Source organism: Tabrizicola sp. (genome assembly GCF_041911175.1).
Lineage (GTDB): Bacteria > Pseudomonadota > Alphaproteobacteria > Rhodobacterales > Rhodobacteraceae > Tabrizicola.
Window position 1 is genome coordinate 22,352 of the sequence record NZ_JAYRPN010000145.1, and the last position, 16,954, is coordinate 39,305.

The 16,954-nt window shown below is 67.1% G+C and carries 19 protein-coding genes; 7 read left to right on the forward strand and 12 right to left on the reverse strand.

Annotation, left to right across the window (positions count from 1 at the left end):
• Positions 1 to 30: 30 nt before the first annotated feature.
• Positions 31 to 897: a tRNA 2-thiocytidine(32) synthetase TtcA gene (gene ttcA / locus ACE3P6_RS19915; protein ID WP_374398188.1), complete on the reverse strand. Its 867-nt coding sequence runs from the start codon at positions 895 to 897 to the stop codon at positions 31 to 33.
• A 98-nt stretch (positions 898 to 995) separates the two neighbouring features.
• Here ttcA and ACE3P6_RS19920 point away from each other — a divergent pair, with 98 nt between their 5' ends.
• Positions 996 to 2,663 (forward strand): pentapeptide repeat-containing protein, encoded by a 1,668-nt coding sequence (locus tag ACE3P6_RS19920; RefSeq protein ID WP_374398169.1) that lies wholly within the window; start codon positions 996 to 998, stop codon positions 2,661 to 2,663.
• Here ACE3P6_RS19920 and ACE3P6_RS19925 read toward each other — a convergent pair.
• Positions 2,660 to 3,391: an SDR family oxidoreductase gene (locus tag ACE3P6_RS19925; RefSeq protein WP_374398170.1), complete on the reverse strand. Its 732-nt coding sequence runs from the start codon at positions 3,389 to 3,391 to the stop codon at positions 2,660 to 2,662. The genes ACE3P6_RS19920 and ACE3P6_RS19925 overlap by 4 nt on opposite strands.
• A gap of 101 nt (positions 3,392 to 3,492) precedes the next feature.
• On the opposite strand from ACE3P6_RS19925, the gene argB reads away from it, so the two are divergent.
• From argB to ACE3P6_RS19945, 4 genes are all read left to right on the forward strand, one after another.
• Positions 3,493 to 4,392: an acetylglutamate kinase gene (gene argB, locus ACE3P6_RS19930; RefSeq protein WP_374398171.1), complete on the forward strand. Its 900-nt coding sequence runs from the start codon at positions 3,493 to 3,495 to the stop codon at positions 4,390 to 4,392.
• Between the two features lie 75 nt (positions 4,393 to 4,467).
• The gene (locus ACE3P6_RS19935; RefSeq protein WP_374398172.1) at positions 4,468 to 5,259 is read left to right on the forward strand and encodes a sterol desaturase family protein; all 792 of its coding nucleotides are present in this window, start codon (positions 4,468 to 4,470) and stop codon (positions 5,257 to 5,259) included.
• Positions 5,199 to 5,888 carry a ferredoxin gene (locus tag ACE3P6_RS19940; RefSeq protein ID WP_374398173.1) on the forward strand — a complete coding sequence of 230 codons (690 nt, stop codon included), beginning with the start codon at positions 5,199 to 5,201 and terminating at the stop codon, positions 5,886 to 5,888. The genes ACE3P6_RS19935 and ACE3P6_RS19940 overlap by 61 nt, the downstream gene beginning before the upstream one ends.
• Positions 5,885 to 6,388, forward strand: a complete 504-nt coding sequence (locus tag ACE3P6_RS19945) for a histidine phosphatase family protein (RefSeq protein WP_374398174.1) — start codon at positions 5,885 to 5,887, stop codon at positions 6,386 to 6,388. The genes ACE3P6_RS19940 and ACE3P6_RS19945 overlap by 4 nt, the downstream gene beginning before the upstream one ends.
• 178 nt (positions 6,389 to 6,566) lie before the next feature.
• On the opposite strand, the gene ACE3P6_RS19950 is transcribed toward ACE3P6_RS19945, so the two are convergent.
• From ACE3P6_RS19950 to hemE, 3 genes are all read right to left on the reverse strand, one after another.
• Entirely contained in the window at positions 6,567 to 7,856 is a 1,290-nt protein-coding gene (locus tag ACE3P6_RS19950) for a class I SAM-dependent methyltransferase (protein WP_374398175.1), read from the reverse strand.
• 114 nt (positions 7,857 to 7,970) lie between these two features.
• Positions 7,971 to 8,873: an EamA family transporter gene (locus ACE3P6_RS19955; RefSeq protein WP_374398176.1), complete on the reverse strand. Its 903-nt coding sequence runs from the start codon at positions 8,871 to 8,873 to the stop codon at positions 7,971 to 7,973.
• 103 nt (positions 8,874 to 8,976) lie between these two features.
• Positions 8,977 to 10,005, reverse strand: a complete 1,029-nt coding sequence (gene hemE / locus ACE3P6_RS19960; protein ID WP_374398177.1) for a uroporphyrinogen decarboxylase — start codon at positions 10,003 to 10,005, stop codon at positions 8,977 to 8,979.
• 90 nt (positions 10,006 to 10,095) lie between these two features.
• Between hemE and hemC the strand changes: the two genes are divergently transcribed.
• Together hemC and ACE3P6_RS19970 are read left to right on the forward strand one after the other, a co-directional pair.
• On the forward strand, positions 10,096 to 11,034 hold the full coding sequence (gene hemC / locus ACE3P6_RS19965; protein ID WP_374398189.1) for a hydroxymethylbilane synthase: 939 nt from the start codon (positions 10,096 to 10,098) through the stop codon (positions 11,032 to 11,034).
• Between the two features lie 164 nt (positions 11,035 to 11,198).
• Positions 11,199 to 11,921, forward strand: coding sequence for a serine/threonine protein phosphatase (locus ACE3P6_RS19970; RefSeq protein WP_374398178.1), 723 nt, complete (start codon positions 11,199 to 11,201; stop codon positions 11,919 to 11,921).
• A 78-nt stretch (positions 11,922 to 11,999) separates the two neighbouring features.
• On the opposite strand, the gene lpdA is transcribed toward ACE3P6_RS19970, so the two are convergent.
• The 7 genes from lpdA to odhB all read right to left on the reverse strand — a co-directional run.
• Positions 12,000 to 13,388, reverse strand: a complete 1,389-nt coding sequence (gene lpdA, locus ACE3P6_RS19975) for a dihydrolipoyl dehydrogenase (protein WP_374398179.1) — start codon at positions 13,386 to 13,388, stop codon at positions 12,000 to 12,002.
• A gap of 83 nt (positions 13,389 to 13,471) precedes the next feature.
• Positions 13,472 to 13,867 (reverse strand): MAPEG family protein, encoded by a 396-nt coding sequence (locus tag ACE3P6_RS19980; RefSeq protein WP_374398180.1) that lies wholly within the window; start codon positions 13,865 to 13,867, stop codon positions 13,472 to 13,474.
• The gene (locus ACE3P6_RS19985; RefSeq protein ID WP_374398181.1) at positions 13,864 to 14,814 is read right to left on the reverse strand and encodes a glycosyltransferase family 2 protein; all 951 of its coding nucleotides are present in this window, start codon (positions 14,812 to 14,814) and stop codon (positions 13,864 to 13,866) included. The genes ACE3P6_RS19980 and ACE3P6_RS19985 overlap by 4 nt, the downstream gene beginning before the upstream one ends.
• Complete coding sequence (locus ACE3P6_RS19990) at positions 14,811 to 15,218, reverse strand: hypothetical protein (protein WP_374398182.1); 408 nt, start codon at positions 15,216 to 15,218, stop codon at positions 14,811 to 14,813. Before ACE3P6_RS19990 ends, ACE3P6_RS19985 begins: the two co-directional genes overlap by 4 nt.
• A 101-nt stretch (positions 15,219 to 15,319) precedes the next feature.
• Complete coding sequence (locus ACE3P6_RS19995) at positions 15,320 to 15,559, reverse strand: hypothetical protein (RefSeq protein WP_374398183.1); 240 nt, start codon at positions 15,557 to 15,559, stop codon at positions 15,320 to 15,322.
• 100 nt (positions 15,560 to 15,659) lie between these two features.
• Complete coding sequence (locus ACE3P6_RS20000; RefSeq protein ID WP_374398184.1) at positions 15,660 to 16,067, reverse strand: hypothetical protein; 408 nt, start codon at positions 16,065 to 16,067, stop codon at positions 15,660 to 15,662.
• 210 nt (positions 16,068 to 16,277) lie between these two features.
• On the reverse strand, positions 16,278 to 16,954 hold a 677-nt coding region (gene odhB / locus ACE3P6_RS20005; RefSeq protein ID WP_374398185.1), incomplete at its 5' end, for a 2-oxoglutarate dehydrogenase complex dihydrolipoyllysine-residue succinyltransferase.

Sequence of the window (16,954 nt, forward strand, 5' to 3'; positions counted from 1 at the left end):
CAGGCTAGGCGGATGTTCCTGATCAGTTCCTTAATGCTCGCCCGAAAGTTGCATAGAATTTTCGGCGTTGACCAAGGCGGCAGCGAGCCCCGCGAAGTCGAAGAGCGTCGGGTCAGCCAGATGCGAGGGGCGCACGTTCATCAGGGACCGGAACATCACCTGCCGCCGACCGGGTGTCCGTGCCTCCCATTCGTCCAGAAGCTTCTTCACCTGCGCCCGCTGCAGACCTTCCTGGCTGCCGCAGAGGTCGCAGGGGATGATCGGATAGCCCATCCCGTGCGCGAACTTGCCGCAGTCTTCCTCGGACACGAAGGCCAGCGGGCGGGCGAGGTAGAGATCGCCCTCCTCGTTCAACAGGCGCGGCGGCATCGAGGCCAGCCGCCCGCCGTGGAACAGGTTCATGAAGAAGGTTTCCAGAATGTCGTCGCGGTGATGGCCGAGGATCACGGTCGAACACCCCTCCTCGCGCGCGATGCGGTAAAGGTTGCCGCGCCGGAGCCGCGAGCAGAGGCTGCACATCGTGCCGCCCGGTTTGATCTTGTCGATGACGACGGAATAGGTGTCCTGGTATTCGATCCGGTGCGGGACGCCCATTTTCGTCAGGAACTCCGGCAGGACGGTCGCCGGAAAGCCCGGCTGGCCCTGGTCGAGGTTGCAGGCCAGAAGCTCCACCGGCAGAAGGCCGCGCCACTTCAATTCGTGCAGGATGGCCAGCAGGGTATAGCTGTCCTTGCCGCCCGAGAGGCAGACCAGCCAGCGGTCGCCGGGTTTCGCCATGCCGTAGGTGTCGATCGCCTCGCGCACCTGTTGCACCAGGCGCTTGCGCAGCTTGCGGAACTCCAGCCCCTTCGGCGCGCCGTGGAAGAGCGGGTGGATATCGTCGGTGTCGTCGAGCATGGGCTTGTCCTCGGGAATGCCAAGCCGATTGCCATAACGGGCGGGCTTTGTCATCGTCTATCCCGTGGGACGGGCCGGGGAACCGGCGGGGAAGGGCGATGACGGTGCCGGAAAGCCAGCCGGAGCCTGCGAAGGGCGGATCGCGGTTGCGTGGGAAAATCGTCCCCGGCGGCATGGGCCTGCTGTTCTTCGGCTTCGGTCTTTCCGCCGGTATCCTTGGCGCCTACACCGCCACCGGGTTTCTGGAAGACAGCGCCGGGCTGATCCTGTCGGTCTTCCTCTCGGCGCTGCTGGTCGTGCTGATCCTCGGCATCCTGATCTTCGCTCTGCGCAAGACGATCCTCAGCCGGCTCTTCGGCCATGCCGAGGTGGCGCTGGAGCAGATCGCCGACCCGCTGGCCCGGATCGCCGACCGCGCCATCGACCGTGACCCCGGCGGGGCGACCACGGCGGCGCGCGACCTGGTGGCGATGGTGCTGGCGCGCTATGCCTGGATCACCACGCGGCGCTGGATCATCGCCAGCCTGACCGCGCTGATCGCGGCGATGGCGGCGCTGGCGGGGACGGCGCTGCTCTTCAAGCAGAACCAGCTGATCGCCACCCAGACCGACCTGCTGCGCGAACAGAACACCCGCATCCAGGAGCAGACCCAGCTGATCCAGACCGACGTGCAGCTGGCCGAAGCCGCGCGCAATGCCGCGCTGGCGGTGGAGATCACTGACATCGCGGCCGAGCTGGGCAAGGTGGTCGACCGGGTGCATGGCAAGGATTTAAGCAATCCGTTCAACGTGCTGGACCCGGCGACCGACATCGACCGCAGTCTGTTCCTGCGCATCGTCTCAATCTCGCGCGCGCTGATGCCTTACCGTTTCCTCGACACCGGGTTGCATGAGGAGGACGCGACCGACGGCCTCCGCCAGGCGCTGCAACGGCGGCGGGGCGACCTGGGCGACGGCTACCCGAAGCTGGAGGCCTATTTCGGCTGGGCGGACCGGCCCGAGGGCACCTGGCTGGTCGACCGCCCCGCCAGCCCGGAGCGGGGGCAGTTGCTGCGGGTGATGGTCTCCAGCGGCTTGCGGAACCTGGAACTGTTCACCTTCGCGGGCCTCACGCTCGACCATGCGATGCTGAAAGCCACCGACCTGTCGCTGATCACGGCGCAGCAGGCGCGGCTGTCCTATGCCGATTTCTCGGGCAGCTACCTGGTGGAATGCGACTTCGGCTCGGCGATCCTGGAGAACGCCCGCTTTCGCCGTGCCCATATCAGCCGCAGCCGCTTTGCCGCGCTGACGGCGGATCAGGTCCTGCCGCCCTTGCCGCCACAGGCCGGGTTGGCGACCACGCGCCTGTCGGGGGCCGACTTCAGCCGCGCGACGATCCAGGCCAGCGATTTCTCCGGTGCGGCGCTGACGGCGGCCAGTTTCGACGGGGCGCTCTTGGACGGCGTGACCTTCGCCAATGCCGACCTTTCCGCCGCTACCTTCGTGGGGACCGTAATCCTTGACGCCGACTTCACCGGCGTTTCCCTGAAGCGGACCGATTTCGACGGGGCGGTGGTCTTCGGCGCGGATTTCCTGATCCAGCTGGCAGCTGAGGCCGCACCGGAAACCTTCCGCCCCGAGCTGTTCCGGCTGGACCCGCTGGACCCCGCCGATCTGAGCGCGATCATGGTGGTGCAGGATGCCTTCACGCCGGAGGACCTTGCCACCCGCACCAAGGGCGCCGCGCCCTTCCGCATCACACGGATCGCGGAGTTCGGACCCTAGACGTGCTGGGCGCCGTTGACCTCGATCTCGGCGCCCGAGATGTAACTGGACTGGTCGGAGCACAGGAACCAGATCACGTCGGCCACTTCCTTCGGCTGGCCCAGACGCTGCATCGGCAGCTTTTCCACGATCTTGTCGGTTCCGGGCGACAGGATCGAAGTTTCCACCTCTCCCGGCGCGATGGCGTTGACGCGAACCCCCAAGGGTCCGAAATCATGCGCCATTTCCCGCGTCAGCGCAGCGAGCGCCGCCTTCGACGTGGCATAGGCCGCCCCGGCAAAGGGGTGGACCCGCGATCCGGCGATGGAGGTGACGTTGACGATGCTGCCCTTGGCGGCGGTCAACTCCTCGCGCAGGCCCCGGGCCAGGATCACGCTGGAAAAGAAGTTGACGTGGAACACATGGCCCCAGGTGCGCAGGTCGGTGTCCAACGTATTCAATCGCGCACCGCCCGCACCCTTGGGGCTGATTCCAGCATTGTTCACAAGGGCATGGACGCGCCCGCCGACCTTTTCCTTGACCGTGTCGATGGCGGCGATGGTCTTGTTCGGATCGGCAAGGTCGATCTCGATATGGTTCGCCTCGCCCCCCGGCCAGGGGCAGCGCGGGTCGAACGGCTGGCGCGAGCAGGTCAGCACCCGCCAGCCTTCGGCCGAGAACCGCTTGACGGTGGCATGGCCGATCCCGCGACTGGCGCCGGTCAGGACAAGGGTTTTCTGCTCGGACATCTGGGTCTCCTTTGGGCGACAAGCTACCCTTGCCGACGGGGAAGGCAAGGCTTGGCAGGGGGCCGGAAAAGCCTTATGCGGCCCGAGTGACGGAGGCCGCAATGAAACAGCAGACCCTGACCATGCAAGACGCCATAACCACCGCGAAGATGCTGTCCGAGGCGCTGCCTTACCTACAGCGTTTCGAAGGCGCGGTGGTGGTGGTGAAGTTCGGCGGCAATGCGATGGGCGACGATGCGGCGATGGCGGAATTCGCCCGCGACATCGTGCTGATGAAGCAGGTCGGCGTGCATCCGGTCGTGGTCCACGGCGGCGGGCCGATGATCAACGAGATGCTGCAAAAGCTTGGAATCAAGTCGGAATTCGTGCGCGGCAAGCGGGTGACCGACAAGGCGACCGTGCAGGTCGTGGAGATGATCCTCTCGGGCCTGGTGAACAAGCGGATCGTGCAGGCGATCATGGATGCGGGTGGCCGGGCGGTGGGGATTTCCGGCAAGGACGACGACCTGATGGTCTGCGAGGCGGACGACCCCGAGCTTGGCTATGTCGGCCGTCCGGTGGAGATGAACGTGCAGGTGCTGCGCGACCTCTACAACGCCGGGATCATCCCGGTGGTGGCGCCGGTCGCGACGGGGATGAAGGACAACGAGACCTTCAACGTGAACGGCGACACGGCGGCGGGGGCGATTGCCGGGGCCTTGAAGGCGGACCGGCTGCTGCTTCTGACCGATGTGCCGGGGGTGAAGGATGCCAACGGCCAGGTGATGACCCAGATCACGCCGGAGGAAATTCGCCGGATGACGGCGGATGGCGTGATCTCGGGCGGGATGATCCCGAAGACCGAAACCGCGCTGATGGCGATCGACCAGGGCACGCGGGCGGTGACGATCCTGGACGGCAAGGTGCCGAACGCCTGCCTGCTGGAGCTGTTCACCGACCACGGCGCCGGGAGCCAGATCCGATCCACCGAACCGCGGGTCAGGCCGCATGTCCGGCGCTGAGGCGAAGATTCCCCGGCAACCCTGATCCGACCGACGCGCTAGACTGATCCGGCGAATCGGATGGGGATTGCGGGCATGACCTCCGAACTTATCTGGCGCTTCGGGGTGTTCCTGACGCTCTTCGCCCTGTTCGCGGGGCTGGAGGCGCTGGTGCCGCGCCGGGCACGGAACCTGCCGCGCGGGCGGCGCTGGCCGACCAACCTGGCGATGACGGTCCTGAACTCCGTCGCGCTGCGGGGGCTGGCCGTCGTGGCGCCGCTGCTGGCCATCGGGGCGGCGCTGGACGCTCAGGCGCAGGGCTGGGGGCTGTTGAACCGGGTCGGCTGGCCCGACTGGCTGGAGCTGGTGCTGGCTATCCTGATCCTGGACCTGGCGATCTGGGCGCAGCATCTGGTGACGCACAAGGTGCCGCTCTTCTGGCGTTTTCACCGGGTCCACCATGCCGACCGCGATATGGACGTCACCACCGGCTTCCGCTTTCATCCGGTGGAGATATTGGCTTCGATGGGGCTGAAGATCGGGATGGTCTATGCGTGGGGGCCTTCGGCGCTGGCGGTGCTGGTGTTCGAGATCCTGCTCAGCGGAACGGCCCTCTTCAACCACGCGAACCTCGCGCTGCCGGGCTGGTTGGACCGGGCACTGCGGCTGGTGCTGGTGACGCCGGACATGCACCGGGTCCACCATTCCGTCCAGCGGGCCGAGCATGACAGCAACTATGGCTTTGCCTTGTCGCTTTGGGACCGGCTTTTCCGCACCTATGTGCCAGAACCGAAGGCAGGGCATGAGACGATGATCGTGGGGTTGGAATGGCAGGACGAAAGACCGGCGAGGCTGGGCTGGGCGCTGTGGCTTCCCTTCCGGCGCTAGCCGGGCGGCTGGCCGGGGAGCGGCTGGAGGTTCTGGGCGGCTTCGCGGTGGCTGAGGGTGAGGCGGGCTTCCCGCCGGGGACCCGGACCTTGCTTATGCTCGGGCCACGCGAGCCGGGGTTCTGGGCGCACCTCACCTCGCAGCCGGAATGGGACGGCGCGCCCGACCCGGTCGACCGCTGGTCGCGCCGGGTGATCGGGCGGATCGCCTGCGACTTCGGGGGCAAGGCCCTGTTTCCCTTCGGCGGGCCGCCGTATCACCCCTATTACCAGTGGGCGCTGCGGACCGGGCGGGTCTGGGACAGCCCGGTCCGGCTGCTGGTCCATGCCGGGCAGGGGCTGATGGTCAGTTTCCGGGGGGCATTGGCCTTGAAGGAGGCGGTCGATGTGCCGCCCCCGGCGACGAAACCCTGCGAGACCTGCGCCGCCCCCTGCCTGACCGCCTGCCCGGCGGGGGCGATCACGGCGGCGGGCTATGACGTGCCCGTCTGCCATGCCTTCCTGAACCGGCCGGAGGGGACGGAGTGCCTGACCGGTGGCTGCCTTGTGCGCCGCGCTTGCCCGGTGTCGCAAAGCTATGCAAGACTGCCGGAACAGTCGGCCTACCACATGGGGCAGTTCCACAGATGAAGCGGTTGATCCTGACGCGGCACGCGAAATCCTCCTGGGACGATCCGATGACCCCCGACCACGACCGCCCGCTGAACGACCGCGGCAAGGCGGCGGCGGCGGATCTGGGGCAGTGGCTGGCCAGCCGGGACTACATTCCGGGCGAGGTGCTGTGTTCCGACGCGCTGCGGACCAGGAAGACCTTCTCCGGGATCGCCCCCGCCCTGCCGGGGGCGCCGGTGCTGGAGCTGAAGCCGGCGCTCTACCATGCCGGGCCGGATGTGATGATGGCGGTCCTTCGCCATGCGACGGCGGAGGTGGTGATGATGATCGGGCACAATCCCGGCATCAGCGAGTTCGCGGCGCGTCTGGTCGCCCACCCGCCCGCGAACCCGGAGTTCCACCGCTATCCGACCGGGGCGACCCTGGTCGCGGATTTCGACATCGGGGACTGGGGGCAGGTTGCCTTTGGCCAGGGGGTCGCGATGGATTTCATCGTCCCGCGCGAGATCGTCGCCTGAGCCTGTCCACGGTGGACAGATTTTTCGGATCAATGATTTCAATGGGTTGGCTGCGGACATTCAGAATTTCTTAACGTCTTGCGCTTGACGGAGCTTGCCGGATCGTGCGCATTCCACCGACCCCGACCCCGACCCCGACCCCCGCCTGCACCAAGGGCGGCGCGTGGCAAGAATGGATTCAGCCCGCTGCGCAGTGATCGGCCATGCGACCGCGCAATGCGGCGACCTCGGTTTCGGCACCCTGCGGCATCACGCCAAAGACCGCGTTGAAATCGCTGACATAGCCGCGAATCTGCTGGCGGATGCAGCTTTTGTATCGGTCCGGAATCAGGCCCACCTTGCGGAACTCGGTCTCGGTCACATCGCGCCGACGCGGATAGGTGAAGAGGTTTTCAAGGATCATCCCGGCGCTGTGGGTAGGCTTGCCGCTGTCGCCTTGCCGGTATGAGCGGACGACGACGGCGGCTTTCAGTGCGGCACCAAAACCGTGACGCGCCAGCCGGTCGGCGATGATGCAATTCTCTGCAGCGCGCTCCAGGACCGGCTTGTCTATCGAGGAAGCCCATTCTGCAGCGGTGTAGCGGCGGAACTTCTGATCGGCGGGCGCGGCGCGAACTGTGGCCGGATCTGGGGCGAGCGGATGTTCATAGGCGCAGTTGCCATCCGCCGCACGCAGGATCTTCATCTCCAACTCGGGCACATAGAGCGCCCAGGTTCCGGCTTTGATCGCATAGGACTTGCCATCGATGACCACGCTGTCCTTGGCGACGATGACTTCGTCAATGGTGACAACGGGCAACTCTCCGGTTGGCTTGGCCGTCACGAATGTGACGCGCTTCTTGTGATTTTCCTCAATCACCGCCTCTTCGATCACGGTCAGCCCTACGCGGCGGAACATGGCGCGGACGTCCTGTTCTTCGTGCAGGTGGTAGATGCCCTTTTCGCGAATACCAAGCCGAGTGCGCAAATTCTTCCAGGAGATACGCAGTCTGGCACGCAGGCGCCGGGTCGCGGACCAGTTCTGCGGGATGTAGGCGATCATCAGCAGATAGGTCCCGGCGCCGGTTTGTCGCATCTTGCGGAGGCAGGTTTCGACGTCCGCCAGCGAGATCCAGTTGAGGAAGTTCGTGGTCACGACCGTTTCGGCCTGAGGGAAAGGGGCATCGTCGATGGCGCTGATCTGCTCCACGCGGGCACTGACGCCCAACGACTTCGCCTTTTCGGCGGCGAGGGCAAGCATGTCGGCCGAAGCGTCGGTAAGCGTGACCTTGAGCCCGAGTTCCTTGTAGACGGGAAGCCAGCGCGCTGTGCCCGCAGCGACGTCAAGCACGCTGGACCCGGGCGGAATTCTGCGCAGGACAGGCTCGATCACCCCGGCTTCGCGTGTCCAGCGCGGCAGGCGGTTGCGAACCTCGTCATACTTCGAGGCGACGGAGCCGGTATAGACGTCGTCGATCTTCTTGGCCATCGGCTCTCTCCAGCGTCAGAATGCGCGCTCCTCATATCAGGACGGGAGTTTGGATGTCCACTGGACCGCCCGGGCGAGCGAGAGGTTGGGCGGAAAGCAGGCGCGCCAGGGGCTTCAGTCGATCGGATGGTTCAGCAGCAGACCAACTCCGGCCAGCATCACCGCCATGCCGGCCAGCTGCCGAGGGGTCGCCTTTTGGCCAAGCGCGAGGCGGGCGAGGGCGAGGGCGAAGATCACCTCCACGAGGGCCAGGGTGCGGACATTCGCGGCAGTGGTGAGTGCGAAGCCGGTGAACCAGCCGGCGGAAGCAAGCGCGCCGAGGAAGCCTGCGGCGAGCGAGGGGAGGAAGGCCTTTGCGCTGCCGGTGAGGGCGGGGCGGTCTCTGAGCGCGAGGTAGAGGCCGAGGGCGAGAGTCTGGAGTGCGAGGGTCAGGGCGAGGATGGTCAGCGCCCGGACCAGGAAGCTGCCCTCGGGCAATGCGGTGATCGCGCCGCGGAAGCCGATGGCGGAGAGGCCGAAGCACAGGCCCGCCGCGAGGCCGAGGGCGGCGGGGGCGAGGCCGGAGAGCATGGCGCGGCCCTGGCCCGGTTTCAGGGTCATCACCAGCACCCCCGCGATGGCGACGGCGATGGCGACGAGCATGGGGAGGGTCAGCGCCTCACCCAGCACGGCCCAGCCGGTGAGGGCGACGAGGACGGGTTCGATCTTCAACCACGCGGTGACGATGCCGAAGCCCTGCGTCCGCATGGCTTGCAGCATGAGGGCAGTGGCGGCGATCTGGGCTGCGGCGCCGAGCGCGGTGAAGGTGAGGGCGCGGGGCGTGAGCTGGGGCAGGGTCGCGCCGGTGAGCCAGAGCGCGAGGGCGAGGAAGGCGCAGGCGAAGGGCAGCCCGAACAGGAAGCGGACATTGGTCGCGCCGAGGGTGCCGAGCCGTTCGGTCAGCCCGCGCTGGGCGGCATTGCGCCCGGTCTGGGCGAGGGCGGCGGCGAGGGTGACGGGGATCCAGAGATGGTCCATGAGCGGCCTGGTCGGGGTGGGGAGTGGTGGGGGCGAAGTCCCGTTCTTGCCGGGACTCGGTGGGCCGATCATAGAGTCGGGGTGAACCCCGACCTACGGGCGGTCACGTCCCCCGGATGGTGTCGATCATCAGCTGCACGTTGTCGGGATGCGCCTCGGGCGTGATGCCGTGGCCGAGGTTGAAGATATGCGGGCCGCCCGAGAAGGCCTTCACCACATGGCGGGTGGCGGCGATCAGAGCCTGGCCGCCGGTGACCATGTGCTCGGGGGCAAGGTTGCCCTGCACGCAGCCGTCGACCTGGACATTGGCGGCGGCCCATTCCGGGCTGACGGAATTGTCGATGGCCACGCAATCGGCGCCGGTGCGGTGGGCGAAGCCGATGTAGCCCTGGCCCGCTTCGCGCGGGAAGGCGATGACGGGGATGCCGGGGTGGCGGGCTTTCAGGGCGGCGATGATCTTGGCGGTGGGGGCCTCGGCGAAGTCCTTGAAGTCCTGGCCTTTCAGGGACCCGGCCCAGCTGTCGAAGAGCTTGATCACCTCGGCCCCGGCCTCGACCTGCGCGGAGAGGTATTCGACGGTCGCCTCGGTGATGCGGTCGATCAGGGCCTGGAAGGTGGGGCGGTCCTGGGCTTTCAGCGCATGGGCGGCGGCCTGGTCCTTCGAGCCCTTGCCGCCGATCATGTAGGTAGCGACGGTCCAGGGGGCTCCGGCAAAGCCGATGAGCGTGGTCTCGCGCGGGAGTTCGCGGGAGAGGATGCGGAGGGTTTCGTAGACGGGGGCGAGGGTGTCGTGGATCGCCTCGGTGGGTTTCAGGTTGGCGACCTGGCCGGGGGTGTCGGTGGTCTCCATCCGGGGGCCTTCGCCGGTTTCGAACCAGAGCTTGGGGCCGAGGGCCTGGGGTAGCAGGAGGATGTCGGCGAAGAGGATCGCTGCGTCGAAGCCGTAGCGGCGGATCGGTTGCAGGGTGACTTCGGCGGCAAGGTCGGGAGTGTAGCAGAGCGTCAGGAAATCGCCCGCCTTCGCGCGCGTTTCGCGGTACTCAGGCAGGTAGCGGCCGGCCTGGCGCATCATCCAGATCGGCGGGGTGGGCAGGACCTCGCCCTTCAGGGCGCGTAGGATGGTCTTGGTCATGGGGCTTCCTTCGGTGCTGTCCTTGGGTCGGCTGGCGGGCGGGGGATGTCAAGAGTTGTAAGCGCCGCGCGGCGGGGGTAAGCCATGCCCATGCGCGATGACCTGCCCACCCCCGCCCGACCCCTGAAGATTGGCACCCGTGGCTCGCCCCTGGCCCTGTGGCAGGCGCATGAGGTGCGGCGCTGCCTGATGGAGGCGTTTGCGCTGCCGGAGGCGGCCTTCGAGGTGGTGGTGATCAAGGTCCTGGGCGACCAGGTGCAGGACAAGGCGCTGCGCGAGATTGGGGGGAAGGGACTTTTCACCCGCGAGATCGAGGAGGCTCTGCTGTCCGGGGCGGTGGATATTGCCGTCCATTCGATGAAGGACATGCCGACGCTGCAGCCGGAGGGGCTGGTGCTGGACTGCTACCTGAAACGGGCGGATGTGCGGGATGCGTTTGTCTCGCCGCGCTACGGGTCGATTGCGGAGCTGCCGGTGGGGGCGGTGGTCGGGTCGTCCAGTTTGCGGCGGCGGGCACAGCTGGCGCTGCGGCGACCGGACCTGAAGCTGGTGGAGTTCCGGGGCAACGTGCAGACGCGGATGCGCAAGCTGGAGGAGGGGGTGGCGGAGGCCACCTTCCTGGCGATGGCGGGGCTGACGCGGCTGGGGATGCTGTCGGTGGCGCGTGGACCCATCGCGCCGGAGGAGATGCTGCCTGCGGTGGCGCAGGGGGCGATCGGGGTGGAGCGGCGGACGGACGATGCGCGGGTCGCGGCGATGCTGGCGGCGGTGCATGACCGCGAGACGGGGCTGCGGCTGGCGGCGGAGCGGGCGTTCCTCTTGCGGCTGGACGGGTCCTGCCAGACGCCGATCGCGGGGCTTGCCGTGGTCGAGGGCGACCAGCTCTGGCTGCGGGGGGAGATCCTGCGGCCGGATGGGTCGGAAGCGGTTGCGGGCGAGCGGCGCGGGCCGGTGAGCGAGGGCGCGGCGATTGGTCGCGCGCTGGCGGAGGAGCTGCTGGAGCGGGCCGGGCCGGGGTTCTTCGGCTGAGGCGGCGCAATGACCCGGCGCCTGTGTGGGCGGAGAGGGCGGATGCCTCCGGCGGGAGTATTTGGGCCAAGAGGAAGCTGCGGACGCGGGAAGGTGCCTCGCGGGCCGGGTTTTGCAAATGAACTGGCCCGGCGCTAGATGGGGCGAGAAGTCTGGAGCGCGTCTTGTCCGACCCTGATCTTGATCGCGCCCTGACGGAGGCGCTGGCCGAGCCGCCGCAGCGGGTGCGGGCCGTCGTGCTGCCAGACGGGCGACGGTTCTGGCTGAAGCGGGTGGAGCGGCTGTCGGGGCGCTTGCGGCTGCAGAAGGGCGACCCGGGGAAGGCCTTCGCGGTCGAGCGCGAGGGGCTGCGGATGCTCGCGGCGGCGGGGCTGCCGGTGGCGGAGGTGGTCGCCGAGGGGCCGGGTTGGATGCTGATGCCGGATGCGGGGCCGGTTTTGTCGCAGATCGTCGCGGATGCTGGGCGCAATGAGGCCGAAAAACTGCGCGCCTGTGCCGAGGCCGGGCGGGCGCTGGCCCGGCTGCACGGGGCCGGGGTGGCGCATGGGCGCCCGGCGGTGCGGGATGTCTGCTGGGATGGGCAGGTGGCGCGGTTCATCGACCTGGAGCGGTTCCGCCGGGCCAGCCGTGCGGGGTTCTGGCAGGCGGCGGATGTGGTGATGTTCGCGCAGACCGCGTTCACGTCCTGGCCGGAGGATGCGCGCTGGCTGGAGGCGGCGCTGGGGGCCTATGCGGTCTCGGCGCCGGAGGGGGCGGTGGTGGCGGTGCGGCGGCTGGCATGGGGACTGGCGCCGGTGGGCTGGCTCGCCGCGGGGCTGTCCGCGCTGCGGCCGGGAAGCCGGGAGTTGCGGGCGGTGGGGCTGACTTTGGGGCGGTTGCGGACGTAAGATTGCGCCTGGCAGGACGGAGCCTGCGCCTTGGGGAAGGTTGAGGCCCCGGCTCGGAGGCCGGGGCGGGGTGGCCGATCAGGCGTGGATCGCGCCGTCACCGCAGGCGAGGGCGGCTTCGCGGACCGCTTCCGAATAGGTCGGGTGGGCGTGGCAGGTGAGGGCGAGGTCTTGCGCGCTGGCGCCGAATTCCATCGCGACGCAGACCTCGTGGATCAGGTCGCCCGCGCCCGGGCCGATGATGTGGCAGCCGAGGATGCGGTCGGTCGTGGCGTCGGCGAGGAGTTTCACGAAGCCCTCGGCCTGGAAGACGGCCTTGGCGCGGGCGTTGCCCATGAAGGGGAACTTGCCCACCTTGTAGGCGCGGCCTTCGGCTTTCAGCTGCTCTTCGGTCTGGCCGACCGAGGCCACCTCGGGCGTGGTGTAGATCACGCCGGGGATCACGCCGTAGTTCACATGGCCATGCTTGCCCGACAGGATCTCGGCCACGGCCATGCCCTCGTCTTCCGCCTTGTGGGCGAGCATCGGGCCGGCGATGGCGTCGCCGATGGCGTAGAGGCCGGGGATGTTGGTCTGGAAATGATCGTCGGTCTTGATCGTCCCGCGCGGGCCCATTTCCACCCCCAGCACCTCAAGCCCAAGACCGGCGGTGTAGGGCTTGCGGCCGGTGGCGACGAGGACGATGTCGGCGTCGAGGGAGGCCTCGCTGTCGTTCTTCTTCAGCTTGTAGGTGACGGTCGCGCCGGTCTTGGTTTTCGTCACCGACTGCACGGCGGCGCCCAGCACGAATTTCAGGCCCTGCTTTTTCAGGATGCGCTCAAAGCTCTTGGCGACCTCGGCATCCATGCCGGGGGTGATGGCGTCGAGATATTCGACCACGGTGACCTGCGCGCCGAGCCGGGCGTAGACCGAGCCCATTTCCAGCCCGATCACGCCCGCGCCGATGACGACCATACTCTTCGGCGGGTTCGCCAGGGTGAGCGCGCCGGTGGAGGTGACGAGGGTTTCCTCGTCGATCTCGACGCCGGGGAGGGTAGAGGCTTCGGAGCCGGTGGCGATGACGATGTTCTTCGCGCTGTGGGTGTCGTCGCCGACCTTGACCTGGCCGGGGGCGGGAATGCTGGCCCAGCCTTTCAGCCAGGTGACCTTGTTCTTCTTGAACAGGAACTCGATCCCCTTGGTGTTGCCCTGGACGACATCGGCCTTGTAGGCCTGCATCTTCGCCCAGTCGACGGTGGGGGCGCCGCCGATCAGGCCCATCTTCTCGAAGTTCTCATGCGTCTCGTGCAGGAGATGGGTCGCGTGGAGGAGCGCCTTGGACGGGATGCAGCCGACGTTGAGGCAGGTGCCGCCGAGGGTGTCGCGTCCCTCGACCACGGCGACCTTCTGGCCAAGCTGCGCGGCGCGGATCGCGGCGACATAGCCGCCGGGGCCGGCGCCGATGATGATGGTGTCGAAATCTGCCATTTGGTCGGTCCTTTGGTCTGGCCGGGAAGCGGGGGTTTCACACCCCCGCGCCCCCGTGGGATATTTGAGCAAAGATGAAAGGGTCAGAGAAGGGCGGCCACGATCATCGTCAGGGTTGCGAAGAAGCCTACCGCCCAGATCGCCGAGCGCCAAGGGCTGAGGCCTGCGGCATAGGCGGGGATGTAGAGGAGGCGGGCGGCAAGGTAGGTCCAGGCGGCGTATTGCGTGACCGGGCTGGACTGGTTGCCGAGGGTGACGACGGTGACGGCGAGGGTGAAGAGGATCAGCGCCTCGAAATGATTGTTCATCGCGCGCTGCATCCGCCCGGTCAGGAGGGAGAGCGGGCGCGGCGGCGGGGTGTCGCGCGGGCCGGAGGTATAGGCGGTGCCCAGCTCGACATTCGCGGGGATGGCGAAGAGGTGGAATTGCACGGCTTGCAGCAGGCCGGCGAGGGCGAGGGCGGTAAGTTCGGGGGTCATGCGGCGGCTCCCTTGGTCCCCGGGGTCGGGGGGATGCGGCTGGCGCGCGCTTCGGCGAACCAGGCGCGACAGGCGGTTTCGGCCTGCGCCACGCCGGGGAGGGCGCGGAGGCGGGCGAGTTCGGCGGCGACTTCGGGCCAGCGGCGGAGGATCGAGCGGTCCTGCACCTCGTTACGGTTGGTGAGGCGGTGCCATTTCGAGCCGGAGCGGTATTTGTCGAACGGTGGACCCATGCCGCGACCGCGGTCGGCCTTCAGGAGGAAGACATCGGTGGAGCGGGTGGCATAGTGGTTGATCACCGCTCCGCCCCGGAGCGCGGTTTCGACCGGATGATAGCGGGCGCGGGGCGGGCCGTGCAGGGGGGCGGAGGAGAGCGGTTCCCCGGCGGCATTCACCGCAAGCGGGGTCTCGACCCGGGGGGCGGTGGGCATGTGGTCGGAAGCCCCGGCAAAGGCGCGGTGGCGGAAGAGCGACTTGAACTTGACGGTGGCCGGGTCGGGGGCGGCTTCGCAGGCGGTGAAGGCGGGAAGCGTTTCGCCGGGCCAGGTGGCGTGACCGTTGTCGCCGAAGAAGCGCCAGGGAAGGGCGATGGTATGGGCGTCACCGGCGCGGGCGATCAGGTCCTGTACGGGGGTGGCTCCGGGGGCGATGTTCAGGAATTCGTCGCTGTCGAGATGGGCGAGCCAGTCGGCGGGGCTGTCCTTGAGGTGATGGAGCGCACGGGCGATGCCGCTGGCTTGTGGTGGCGTGCCGGAGGTGAGCGGGTTCGGGAGGTGGTCGATCTCGCCTTGGGCAGCGAGGAGGTCGAGCAGGTGGTCGGAGCCGTCCTGGCAGTCGTTCGAGCAGATGATCACGGGGCCGAAGCCGATGACCCGATGGTAGGCCAGCCATTCCAGGATATGGATGCCCTCGTTCTTCATGCAGGACATGAGGGCGATGGCGGTCACTGGAAGGCCCCGGGCAGTTTCAGATCGAGGATCGTCAGGTTAAATTCATAGTAGGTCTTCTGCCAGTCGGGGTGGGTGTCGCAGAGGCCCTTGACCTCGGACCAGGGGGTGTCCTCGGCGGGCATCAGGGCGGCGGGGTCGGCGGCCCGGGTGAAGGCGGTGATCGCGTCTTGCGGGACGGTGTGGGCGGTGAGGATCGCCACGGCTGCGGCGGCGTCGCGTTGCCAGTTGGTGAGGATTTGCTGGTGCGTAAGCGGATCGAGGGCGGAGCAGGTGAGAAAGACGCGATGCTCGGCGATGGCCTGGGAGAGCAGGATGTCGGCGGCGGGGGAGCCGGTGGGGACGACCTGGGCTGTTGCCGGGGAGGTGAGCGTCGCGATAAGGAATGGTGCGCTGTAGCGCACCCTACGGAGGTGACGCGTTGGCAGCGGGCGGCCCCCCACCCCCGGCCCCTCCCCACGAGGGGGAGGGGAGGCGCTTGTCGCGGCGGTGGGGGCAGGGTGGGTCATGCCGTTTCCAGGAACTGCGCCTGGTAGCCGCGGCCGAAGGCGGATTGCTTGTCGAGCCAGGCCTGGGCGTTCTTGCGGTTGGCGACTTCGAAGAGGACGAGGATGGCGTTGGCGTCGCCCTTCCATATCTGCAGGGTGTTGAGGCTGGCGGCTGCGATGTTCTCGGCCTCGGCGTCGAAGGCGGCTTTCCAAGCGGCGTAGTCGGGGGCGGTGGTCTGGATCAGGAGTTGGGTCATTTGGGGTCTCCTTTTGCGACTCGGGTACCCCCCACCCCCGGCCCCTCCCCACGAGGGGGAGGGGAGGCGCGGGTGGCGGCGATGGACTAAATTGCCAATCTCACTTCTTTGCGCGAGGGAGTAGAGCTTCGCGCAGTTCCTCGATTTCATACTTAAGCATTTCCAGCGTCACCTCGTCCTCCTCTTCGGAGAACTGGTAATACTCTCTGGTGTCTTGCCCCCACTTTGGTCCTTGCTTGTTCAAACGAGGTTCGAGGACTTGAATAAGGATAGCCTCAATTTCGTCGAGCGCAGCAACGTGTGAGCCCTTGACCGCGGTGTCCGGGTCTTTGGCTTCAACCAGCTTCTTTGTCTTGGGGTCAACTTCGAGAAAGCCGAACCAACTAAAGTTGGTCCAACGATCCCGCATCTGACCGTGCGCATGCTGCCGAAGTCGTGTGAAGAGGCGTTGGTTGCCCTTTCCGGTCTGTCCTAGGTACACGACTTCGCGGTTCGCATTGAAGAGCAAGTAAATTCCTATTTGCTCTCTGAAGTCCGCAGCAAAGTCTGCGGACTCAGCCTTAAGCGACCCTCTCAAAGTGCCTTGGTTGCCTTTGCCTCTCCATCCCCAGTCAATTAGCTCACGAGACCAATAGTGACCAAAATTCTTAATCGTTAGCACTGCTTACCTCCAGCGACCATTGCTAAACTCACGTCCGCTTGTGCAGAAACCCCTGCCTCACAAATCCATCAGCAGCCGACGCGGGTCTTCCAGCGCTTCCTTGACCCGCACCAGGAAGGTCACCGCCCCTTTCCCGTCCACGATCCGGTGGTCATAGCTGAGTGCGAGATACATCATCGGGCGGATGACGATCTGGCCGCCGACCACCACCGGGCGGTCCTGAATCTTGTGCATTCCCAAAATCCCGGACTGCGGCGGGTTGAGGATGGGCGAGGACATCAGCGAGCCGTAGACGCCGCCGTTCGAGATGGTGAAGCTGCCGCCCTGCATCTCGGCCATCGACAGTTTCCCGTCGCGGGCGCGGAGGCCCAGTTCGGCGATCTTCTTCTCGATGGCGGCGAAGCTCATCTGGTCGGCGTCGCGGACGACCGGAACCACCAGACCGGAGGGGGTGCCGACGGCGACGCCCATGTGGACGTAGTTCTTGTAGACCACATCGCCGCCGTCGATCTCGGCGTTGACCTCGGGGACTTCCTTCAGCGCGTGGCAGCAGGCCTTCACGAAGAAGGACATGAAGCCGAGCTTGACGCCGTGCTTCTTCTCGAACGCGTCCTTGTATTCGTTGCGGAGGGACATGATGCCGGACATGTCGACCTCGTTGTAGGTCGTCAGCATCGCGGCGGTGTTCTGCGCGTCCTTCAGGCGGCGGGCGATGGTGGCGCGGAGGCGGGTCA

Excerpts from the sequence above, each read along its gene's own strand:
- ttcA (WP_374398188.1), bottom strand. The coding sequence starts at position 897 with ATGCTCGACGACACCGACGATATCCACCCGCTCTTCCACGGCGCGCCG.
- ACE3P6_RS19920 (WP_374398169.1), top strand. The coding sequence starts at position 996 with ATGACGGTGCCGGAAAGCCAGCCGGAGCCTGCGAAGGGCGGATCGCGG.
- ACE3P6_RS19925 (WP_374398170.1), bottom strand. The coding sequence starts at position 3,391 with ATGTCCGAGCAGAAAACCCTTGTCCTGACCGGCGCCAGTCGCGGGATC.
- argB (WP_374398171.1), top strand. The coding sequence starts at position 3,493 with ATGAAACAGCAGACCCTGACCATGCAAGACGCCATAACCACCGCGAAG.
- ACE3P6_RS19935 (WP_374398172.1), top strand. The coding sequence starts at position 4,468 with ATGACCTCCGAACTTATCTGGCGCTTCGGGGTGTTCCTGACGCTCTTC.
- ACE3P6_RS19940 (WP_374398173.1), top strand. The coding sequence starts at position 5,199 with ATGGCAGGACGAAAGACCGGCGAGGCTGGGCTGGGCGCTGTGGCTTCC.
- ACE3P6_RS19945 (WP_374398174.1), top strand. The coding sequence starts at position 5,885 with ATGAAGCGGTTGATCCTGACGCGGCACGCGAAATCCTCCTGGGACGAT.
- ACE3P6_RS19950 (WP_374398175.1), bottom strand. The coding sequence starts at position 7,856 with ATGGCCAAGAAGATCGACGACGTCTATACCGGCTCCGTCGCCTCGAAG.
- ACE3P6_RS19955 (WP_374398176.1), bottom strand. The coding sequence starts at position 8,873 with ATGGACCATCTCTGGATCCCCGTCACCCTCGCCGCCGCCCTCGCCCAG.
- hemE (WP_374398177.1), bottom strand. The coding sequence starts at position 10,005 with ATGACCAAGACCATCCTACGCGCCCTGAAGGGCGAGGTCCTGCCCACC.
- hemC (WP_374398189.1), top strand. The coding sequence starts at position 10,096 with ATGCGCGATGACCTGCCCACCCCCGCCCGACCCCTGAAGATTGGCACC.
- lpdA (WP_374398179.1), bottom strand. The coding sequence starts at position 13,388 with ATGGCAGATTTCGACACCATCATCATCGGCGCCGGCCCCGGCGGCTAT.
- ACE3P6_RS19980 (WP_374398180.1), bottom strand. The coding sequence starts at position 13,867 with ATGACCCCCGAACTTACCGCCCTCGCCCTCGCCGGCCTGCTGCAAGCC.
- ACE3P6_RS19995 (WP_374398183.1), bottom strand. The coding sequence starts at position 15,559 with ATGACCCAACTCCTGATCCAGACCACCGCCCCCGACTACGCCGCTTGG.